Genomic DNA, 8,158 nt, shown 5'->3' on the forward strand with positions numbered 1-8,158 from the left:
GACCGAGATGAGGGTGGTCCTCGCCGGAGGGGGGACGGCCGGGCACATCGAGCCCGCGCTAGCCCTTGCTGACGCGCTACGCCATCTTGACCGCAGCGTCGGCATCACCTGCGTGGGCACGGAACGCGGCTTGGAGACGCGGCTCGTGCCCGCCAGGGGCTACGAGCTGGAGCTGGTGCCGGCCGTGCCCCTGCCCAGGTCGATCACTCCGAGCCTGCTGACGGTGCCCGGCAGGCTGGCCGGCGCGATCAACGCCACGGCCGCCATACTCGACCGGGTCCAGGCCGACGTCCTCGTCGGCTTCGGCGGTTACGTCGCGACCCCGGCCTACCTGGCGGCCAAGCGGCGCGGGCTGCCGATCGTCGTGCACGAGGCCAATCCGCGTCCCGGCCTGGCCAACCGGCTGGGCGCCCGGCTGACCGACCACGTCTTCACCGGCTATCCCGACGCGCAGCTGCTGCCGAAGGCCGAGTTCATCGGCACGCCGCTGCGGCGCGACATCGTCGATCTCGACCGGTTGTCCATGGGCGACAAGGCCCGTTCCTGGTTCGGGCTGGAGAACGACCGGCCGACGCTGCTGGTGTTCGGCGGCTCGCAGGGGGCCAGGTCGGTCAACGACGCGGCGCTGGCTGCGGCGCCCGTACTGCGCGGGGCGGGTGTGCAGGTGCTTCACGTGCTCGGCCCGAAGAACGCCGTCGAGCACGAGCCGCCTCCGGGCGACCCGCAGTACGTGCTGCTGCCCTACCTCGACCGCATGGACCTGGCCTACGCCGCCGCCGACGTCGCGTTGTGCCGCAGCGGCGCGCTGACGTGCGCGGAGCTGACCGCGGTCGGGCTGCCCGCCGCCTACGTTCCGCTGCCGCACGGCAACGGCGAGCAGCGTATGAACGCCGAGCGCATCGTTCAGGGCGGGGGCGGTCTCATGGTCGACGACGCGGGCCTGACCCCCGATTGGATCATCCAGAACGTGCTGCCGATGCTCCACGACCCCGAGCGGGTCGCCGTCATGTCGGAGGCCGCCTCCCGGCTGGGGCGCAAGGACGCCGATATCATGCTTGCCAGGAAAGTGTTGGAGATAGCCCGATGAGTCTCGTGAAGCTGGTCGATCCCGTCGCTGTCGACGATCTGGGGCGGGTGCACTTCATCGGCATCGGTGGCGCGGGCATGTCGGGCATCGCCCGCATTCTGCTCAAGCGTGGCGTTTCGGTGTCGGGCAGCGACGCGCGCAGCTCCGAGCTGATCACCGAGCTGCGCGAGCTGGGCGCGACGGTGCACATCGGGCACGCCGCCTCCCACATCAGAGACGTCGACACCGTGGTCGTCTCGACCGCCATCCGTGACTCCAACCCCGAGCTCGGCGAGGCGCTCAAGCAGGGCCTGCGCATCATCCCGCGGGCCGCCGCGCTGGCCAGCGTCATGGCGGGGCGCACCGCCGTGGCCATCGCCGGCACCCACGGCAAGACCACCACCACCTCGATGCTGACCGTGGCGCTGCAGAAGTGCGGGGCCGATCCGTCCTACTGCGTGGGCGGCCAGCTCGTCACCACCGGGCTCGGCGCCGACGACGGCCAGGGCACGGTGTTCGTGGCGGAGGCCGACGAGAGCGACGGCTCGTTCCTCATGCTCGCGCCCGACATCGCGGTGGTCACCAACGTCGAGGCCGACCACCTCGACAACTACGGCGACCCCCGGGCGGTGCACGACGGCTTCGCCAGGTTCGCCGACCGGGTCGGCTCGCTGCTCATCGTGTGCGCCGACGACCCGGGGGCGGCCGAGCTGGCCGGCCGGGCGCGCGAGCGGGGGGTGCGGGTCAAGACGTACGGCCTGCGGGGCGAGGACTACCACGTCACCGGGGTCGCGCCCGACGGCTTCGGCACCGTGTTCGCCATCGAGGGCAAAGGCGACGTGCGGCTGGCGGTCCCCGGGGCGCACAACGCGCTCAACGCCGCCGCGGCGATCGCCGTGGCCGACGAGCTGGGGCTGCCGTTCGAGGAGATCAGGCAGGGCCTGGGGGCCTTCACCGGGGCCAAGCGGCGCTTCGAGGCCAAGGGCGAGGCCGGCGGCATCGCCGTGTTCGACAGCTACGCCCACCACCCGACCGAGCTGACCGCCGACCTGCGCGCCGCGCGCGACGTCGTCGCCTCCTACTCCGGCACCGGCAGGGTCATCGCCGTCTTCCAGCCGCACCTCTACTCGCGCACCCGGTTCTTCGCCGACGAGTTCGGCGCGGCGCTCGGCCTGGCCGACGAGGCCATCGTGCTCGACGTCTACGGCGCCCGCGAGGACCCCGAGCCCGGGGTGTCCGGCGCGATGGTGGCGGGGCGGGTGCCGCTGCCGGCCGGGCGGGTCGCGTACGCGCCCGACCGGGCCGCGGTGCCCGCGATGATCGCCGAGCGGGCCAGGCCCGGCGACATCGTGCTCACCATGGGCGCGGGCGACGTCACCGAGCTCGGCCCGCAGATCGTCGCCCGCCTGTCTTGAGCAGCCGCCGTTGGGCGTGGCGTGCGGTGTTCACCCACCCGGCGGCGTAGGTTGTGCCGACATGCAGGGGAGGGCGATGAAGGCGCGGACGGCGTTCCTGGTGCTGCTCACGGCGGGCGTGGTGGGCACGGCGGCGTGGCTCGTGTTCTTCTCTCCCGTGCTGGGCGTGCGGTCGATCGAGATCGTGGGAAATGTCACAGTGTCCGCCGAGGAGATCGAGCAGCGGGCCGAGGTGGCCGACCTGCACCCTCTCGCCACCGTCGACCTGGCGGGCGTCGAGAGCCGCGTCATGGGCATCAGGCGGCTCGCCGGCGCGAAGGCCGAACGTGTCTGGCCAGGCACGCTCAAGATCCAGGTCGTCGAGCGCAGACCCGTGGCGGCCGTCCCCGTGGGCGGGCAGGTGGCGATCGTCGACAGGCAGGGTGTGGTGATCGAGGTCAAGACGTCGGTTCCGCCCCTGCTGCCGCTGATCAAGGTCGACCGCCCCGCCGAGGGCGATCCGGCGTTGATGGCGGCGCTCGAGGTCATCCAGGTGGTGCCGGGGTCGGTGGCGGTCAGGGTCAAGGAGGTGCGCGCGGGCACGGCCGAGGGCGTCACCCTCGTGCTGTCCGACGGGCGTACCGTCATCTGGGGCGGCGCGGACCGGCCCAAGGAGAAGGGCCGCATCCTGACCTCGCTGCTCCGGCGCGAGCGCGACGCCACCCGTTACGACGTGAGTTCCCCGGACGTGGTGACGCTGAAGTGACGGTGATCGTCAGGGTCTGGCAACCGCGTGGCAAGAGCATCGCCGAGCCTGTCGGGGGTGGGGGGCGCGACGTGAGAGCCTGTAGAGCGGACGTTCGGCAGAGGAGGGCCCCGACCAGGAGCGACTTCGGAGCGAAACGGACAGCCCGCGACACGCCGGACGTGCTTGCGGCGCGGTTAGTTGACCCGCCTGGAGCGTAACTCCTACTGTCCGTATCAATCCTCAGGTTGACATAAATCTAAATCTCAACCTGAGGTTGAGAGTTACCCGAACTGACAAAAAGCGGAGACGATCCGCACCGAAATGGCAAGTCAACGAGCGGAAAGGCCCCTCGTCGTGGCAGCACCGCAGAACTACCTCGCGGTCATCAAGGTCGTCGGCATCGGCGGCGGCGGAGTGAACGCCGTCAACCGGATGATCGAAGAGGGACTCAAGGGCGTCGAGTTCATCGCGATAAACACCGACGCCCAGGCGCTGCTGATGAGTGACGCCGATGTGAAACTCGACGTGGGCCGCGAGCTCACGCGCGGACTGGGCGCGGGCGCCAACCCCGACGTGGGGCGCAAGGCGGCCGAGGACCACCGTGAGGAGATCGAGGAGGTCCTCAAGGGGGCCGACATGGTCTTCGTCACGGCGGGCGAGGGCGGTGGCACGGGCACCGGCGGCGCACCCGTCGTGGCCAACATCGCCAGGTCGCTCGGCGCGCTGACGATCGGCGTCGTGACCCGGCCGTTCAGCTTCGAGGGGCGGCGCAGGGCCTCGCAGGCCGAGGCCGGCATCGAGACGCTGCGCGACGAGGTCGACACCCTCATCGTGATCCCCAACGACCGGCTGCTGTCCATCTCGGACCGGCAGGTGAGCGTGCTCGACGCCTTCAAGGCGGCCGACCAGGTGCTGCTCTCCGGTGTGCAGGGCATCACCGACCTGATCACCACGCCCGGCCTGATCAACCTCGACTTCGCCGACGTCAAGTCGGTCATGTCGGGTGCCGGGTCGGCGCTCATGGGCATCGGACACGCCCGCGGCGACGACCGCTCGGTGGCGGCGGCCGAGATGGCGGTCTCCAGCCCGCTGCTGGAGGCCAGCATCGACGGCGCCCACGGCGTGCTGCTGTCCATCGCCGGCGGCTCCGACCTCGGCCTGTTCGAGATCAACGAGGCCGCCCAGCTCGTGTCCATGGCGGCCGCGCCCGACGCCAACATCATCTTCGGCACGGTCATCGACGACGCCCTCGGCGACGAGGTGCGCGTGACGGTGATCGCGGCCGGCTTCGACGACGTGCCGACGGCGGCCGAGAAACCGGCGGCCCGTCCGGCGGGGCGTCCGGCCGCGCCGCCGGTGTCGTCTCCCACCCGGCCGAGCGTCTCGGCGCCCAGCGTGAAGTCCGAGCCGCCTCCTGCGCGCCCTGAGCCGCGTGCTGAGCAGCGTTCGGAGCCTCGCGGGGACTTCAGGGCCGAGCCGCGCGCCGAGGTCCGTCCTGAGGCCCGTCCAGAGCCTCGTACCGACTTCCGTCCTGAGCCGCGGCAGGAGCCGCGCTCCGACTTCAGGCCCGAGCCGCGCTCCGAGTTCAGGCCCGAGCCCCGGCCGGAGCCGCGCTCCGACTTCAGGGCCGAGCCCGGGCCCGAGCAGCGACCCGAGCCGGTGCGGCCCGTGGAGCCCGCGCAGGATTCCCGGCAGGACGCGGACGCGGGGGAGGCCGTCGCCGACGAACCGTCCGGCCCCGTCTCCATCCCCCGGCCTACGCCGGAGCCCGCCAACCCGCCCACGCCCATCACCTCCCGCATGTCGGAGCCCGCCAAACGTCCCCGCGTGGTCTTCGAGGAGCAGGAGGAGGAACTCGACGTACCCGACTTCCTCAAATAGCCGGTCGCCTGACGCCGCTCCCCGAAGGGAAACGGGAGCGGCGCCGTCGTGTTCACGGCGGAGACGTCACCAGATCGGCAACGAGAGGAAGAGGCAGTGAGAAGGGACGAGATCGCGGCCGGGCTCGCCGAGGTCGAGACGCGCATCGCGGCGGCCTGCCGGGCCGTCGGGCGCGACCGCGGCGAGGTCACGCTGATCGCCGTCACCAAGACCAGGCCGGCGGAGGACGTACGCATCCTGTGCGAGCTCGGCGTGCGAGACGTCGGGGAGAACCGCGACCAGGAGGCCGCGCCCAAGGCGCGCGAACTCGCCGGCCTGCCGCTGACGTGGCACTTCGTCGGCCAGCTCCAGACGAACAAGGTCCGCTCCGTCGTCGGCTACGCCGACGTGATCCACTCCGTCGACCGCCCCAGGCTGGTGGAGGCGATAAGCAAGGAGGCGGTGCGCCAGGGCCGCACCGTCGGCTGCCTGCTGCAGGTGGCGCTCGACGACGATCCGGCCAGAGGCGGCGCTCGCTCCGCCGACGTGCTCGCGCTCGCCGACGAGGTGGCGCTCGCCGAGGGCGTGTGGCTGGGAGGCGTCATGGCGGTGGCCCCGCTGGGGGAGGAGCCGGCCAAGGCGTTCGCCGCATTGCGGGAGGTGGCGACCCGTGTCCAGGAGCAGCATCCCCGGGCGACGATGGTTTCGGCCGGTATGAGCGAGGATCTCACCGAGGCCGTCGCCTACGGCGCGACACACGTGCGGATCGGTACGGCGTTGCTCGGTCGTCGCAAGCCCTTCGTCAGGTAATGTCCCCTCAAGTGGGTCTTCAGGCCCGTGACCGAGTAGAGGTCGATCAGCGGTGAGCTCCAGGGGGGTACGCCTACCGCCTCGGCACCCGGAGACGGGCCCGAGCGAGTGCGACCATGAGCAGGAGGACGACGTAGCGATGGCCGGCGCGATGCGCAAGATGGCGGTCTACCTCGGTCTCGTGGAGGACGACCGCTACGAGAGGTACGAAACCTACCCTGACGAGTACGCCTACGAGGACGACGTGCAGCGAACCGGCGAAGAGCGGCCTGTCGCGGTCCAGGACCGCGACGAGGACGCGGAGGCCGGGGTGCCCGCGCCACGGCCCGCGACGGCGATCGTGGAGCGTCGCACGACCGATCTCGCTCGCATCACGACCCTTCACCCCCGTACGTACAACGAAGCGCGTACCATAGGGGAGCACTTCCGGGACGGCACCCCGGTCATCATGAACCTGACCGAGATGGTCGACAGTGATGCAAAGCGCCTTGTGGATTTCGCAGCAGGTCTGGTCTTTGGCCTACATGGCAGCATTGAACGTGTTACGAACAAGGTGTTCCTGTTGTCCCCTGCCAATGTCGAGGTGACCGCCGAGGACAAGGCCCGAATCGCGGAACGCGGGTTCTTCAACCAGAGTTAGAGTCTCTGTATGTCTATCGCACCCAACCAGGTCTCGCCGAGACCGGGAGGGCACATCAGAAGTGGAGGCGCGGCCGAGCCGTGGGGATCGTCAGTCAGATCTTGGTCGTTGTCCTGTCTCTCTACTTGGTGCTGCTCATCGGCAGGATGATCTTCGAGACGGTGCAGGCTTTCGCTCGCCAGTGGCGCCCCACGGGTGTCGTCCTGGTGCTGGCGGAGGCCACCTACACCGCAACAGACCCACCACTCAAGTTCCTCCGCCGTTTCATTCCCCCGCTCCGGTTGGGTACGGTGGCCTTTGACCTAAGCTTCACTGTCCTGTTCATCGTCGTGCTGATCCTGATCCAGATCGCGGGAGCGCTTCGCTGAACGGGCCGATGTCGTGCCGGTCGTGATCCAACTCGTGTCCGCGCTGAAGTGATTCGGGTTACCGTCCCTCCGGACAGACTCCAAGCGCGCCAAGGAGACCAAAAATGCCGCTGACGCCCGCTGATGTGCGGAACAAGCAGTTCAGTACCACCCGGTTGCGGCCGGGCTACGACGAGGAAGAGGTCGATGCCTTCCTCGACGAGGTGGAGGCTGAGCTCGACCGCCTGATCCAAGAGAACGAGGAGCTCCGCGCCAAGCTGGCCGAGTGCCTGCGGGGGAAGGTGCCGGGCGGCATGAACATGCCCATGGCCTCCGCCCCGGTCCAGGAGCAGCAGCCCAAGCCCGAGATGATGACGCCGCCGCAGCCGGAGCCCATGCGGGCCCCCGAGCCGCCGCCGGTACAGCAGCCGCAGTCGGTGCCCGTGGCCATGAACATGCCTCCGACGGAGGACAACATGGACACCGCGGCCCGCGTGCTCGCCCTCGCCCAGCAGACCGCCGACCAGGCGATCTCCGACGCCCGCCGGGAGGCGGACGAGACGGTGACCCGCGCCCGCCGCGAGGCCGACGAGATCCTCACCAAGGCGCGCCGCCAGGCCGAGCAGGTCATCGGTGACGCCCGGGCCCGCGCCGAGACGCTCGAGCGCGACGCCCAGGAGCGCCACCGCCAGGCGATGGGCTCGCTGGTGCAGACCCGCGACGAGCTCGAGCGCAAGGTCGAGGAGCTGCGCAGCTTCGAGCGGGAATACCGCAGCAGGCTCAAGCTCTATCTGGAGAACCAGCTCGCCGAGCTCAACGTCGCGGCCGAGGGCAGCGGCGGGTTCCCGGTGATGTCGGGTGGTCCGCAGGGCCAGGCGGCGGCGCCTGCCATGTCGCACGCCGTGCCGCAGGGAAGTGGCCAGCAGCCCCTGCCCGGTGGCCCCAACCCGTTCGGCGGCGAGGCGGCTCCCCAGGGCGCCTTCCCCGGCGGTGACGGTCCCCACAACGACCGCCGGTAAAGTACAGGGTCACTAGGACCTGTCACTCGAAAGAGCCCTCTGTGATCCTCATCAGTGCTGGTTTGGTGCTCGCGGCAGTGGTCTTGCTGATCGCGGGCTTCGTACTGGCGAAGCCGTTCCTGATCATGTGGTCCATCGTGGTCAGCGTGCTGTCCGCGCTGTTCCTGGTGATCGGGGCCTTCCTGCGGCGAAACGAGCTTTTTCCCGGTGGCGGGCAGGCCGCTGCGCCGGCCACCCCCCCGAAAGGGCTCACCCCGCCGGGCATGCCGTACAC

At 70.3% G+C, this 8,158-nt stretch carries 9 protein-coding genes; all 9 read left to right on the forward strand.

Annotated elements, in window-relative coordinates:
• Positions 1–7: 7 nt before the first annotated feature.
• The gene (murG, locus tag E1267_RS07135; RefSeq protein ID WP_132331001.1) at positions 8–1,087 is read left to right on the forward strand and encodes an undecaprenyldiphospho-muramoylpentapeptide beta-N-acetylglucosaminyltransferase; all 1,080 of its coding nucleotides are present in this window, start codon (positions 8–10) and stop codon (positions 1,085–1,087) included.
• Positions 1,084–2,481, forward strand: coding sequence for a UDP-N-acetylmuramate--L-alanine ligase (murC, locus tag E1267_RS07140; RefSeq protein WP_132331003.1), 1,398 nt, complete (start codon positions 1,084–1,086; stop codon positions 2,479–2,481). The genes murG and murC overlap by 4 nt, the downstream gene beginning before the upstream one ends.
• Positions 2,482–2,557: 76 nt before the next feature.
• Entirely contained in the window at positions 2,558–3,226 is a 669-nt protein-coding gene (locus E1267_RS07145; protein WP_132331004.1) for a cell division protein FtsQ/DivIB, read from the forward strand.
• A 336-nt stretch (positions 3,227–3,562) separates the two neighbouring features.
• The gene (ftsZ, locus tag E1267_RS07150; protein WP_132331006.1) at positions 3,563–5,089 is read left to right on the forward strand and encodes a cell division protein FtsZ; all 1,527 of its coding nucleotides are present in this window, start codon (positions 3,563–3,565) and stop codon (positions 5,087–5,089) included.
• 96 nt (positions 5,090–5,185) lie between these two features.
• Entirely contained in the window at positions 5,186–5,878 is a 693-nt protein-coding gene (locus tag E1267_RS07155; protein ID WP_132331008.1) for a YggS family pyridoxal phosphate-dependent enzyme, read from the forward strand.
• Positions 5,879–6,017: 139 nt separating this feature from the next.
• Positions 6,018–6,518, forward strand: a complete 501-nt coding sequence (locus E1267_RS07160; protein ID WP_132331010.1) for a cell division protein SepF — start codon at positions 6,018–6,020, stop codon at positions 6,516–6,518.
• A gap of 80 nt (positions 6,519–6,598) precedes the next feature.
• Positions 6,599–6,886, forward strand: coding sequence for a YggT family protein (locus E1267_RS07165; RefSeq protein ID WP_132331012.1), 288 nt, complete (start codon positions 6,599–6,601; stop codon positions 6,884–6,886).
• A 104-nt stretch (positions 6,887–6,990) separates the two neighbouring features.
• Complete coding sequence (locus tag E1267_RS07170; protein WP_132331014.1) at positions 6,991–7,884, forward strand: DivIVA domain-containing protein; 894 nt, start codon at positions 6,991–6,993, stop codon at positions 7,882–7,884.
• A 41-nt stretch (positions 7,885–7,925) separates the two neighbouring features.
• Positions 7,926–8,158 (forward strand): hypothetical protein (locus tag E1267_RS07175; RefSeq protein ID WP_132331016.1); only part of this gene is annotated, 233 nt, incomplete at its 3' end.

The sequence above is a fragment of the Nonomuraea longispora genome (assembly GCF_004348345.1).
In the GTDB taxonomy this organism is placed as follows: domain Bacteria; phylum Actinomycetota; class Actinomycetes; order Streptosporangiales; family Streptosporangiaceae; genus Nonomuraea; species Nonomuraea longispora.

Bases quoted from the DNA above. Each gene is read 5' to 3' on its own strand.
- murG (WP_132331001.1), top strand. From the start codon at position 8: ATGAGGGTGGTCCTCGCCGGAGGGGGGACGGCCGGGCACATCGAGCCC.
- E1267_RS07160 (WP_132331010.1), top strand. From the start codon at position 6,018: ATGGCCGGCGCGATGCGCAAGATGGCGGTCTACCTCGGTCTCGTGGAG.
- E1267_RS07145 (WP_132331004.1), top strand. From the start codon at position 2,558: ATGAAGGCGCGGACGGCGTTCCTGGTGCTGCTCACGGCGGGCGTGGTG.
- murC (WP_132331003.1), top strand. From the start codon at position 1,084: ATGAGTCTCGTGAAGCTGGTCGATCCCGTCGCTGTCGACGATCTGGGG.
- E1267_RS07170 (WP_132331014.1), top strand. From the start codon at position 6,991: ATGCCGCTGACGCCCGCTGATGTGCGGAACAAGCAGTTCAGTACCACC.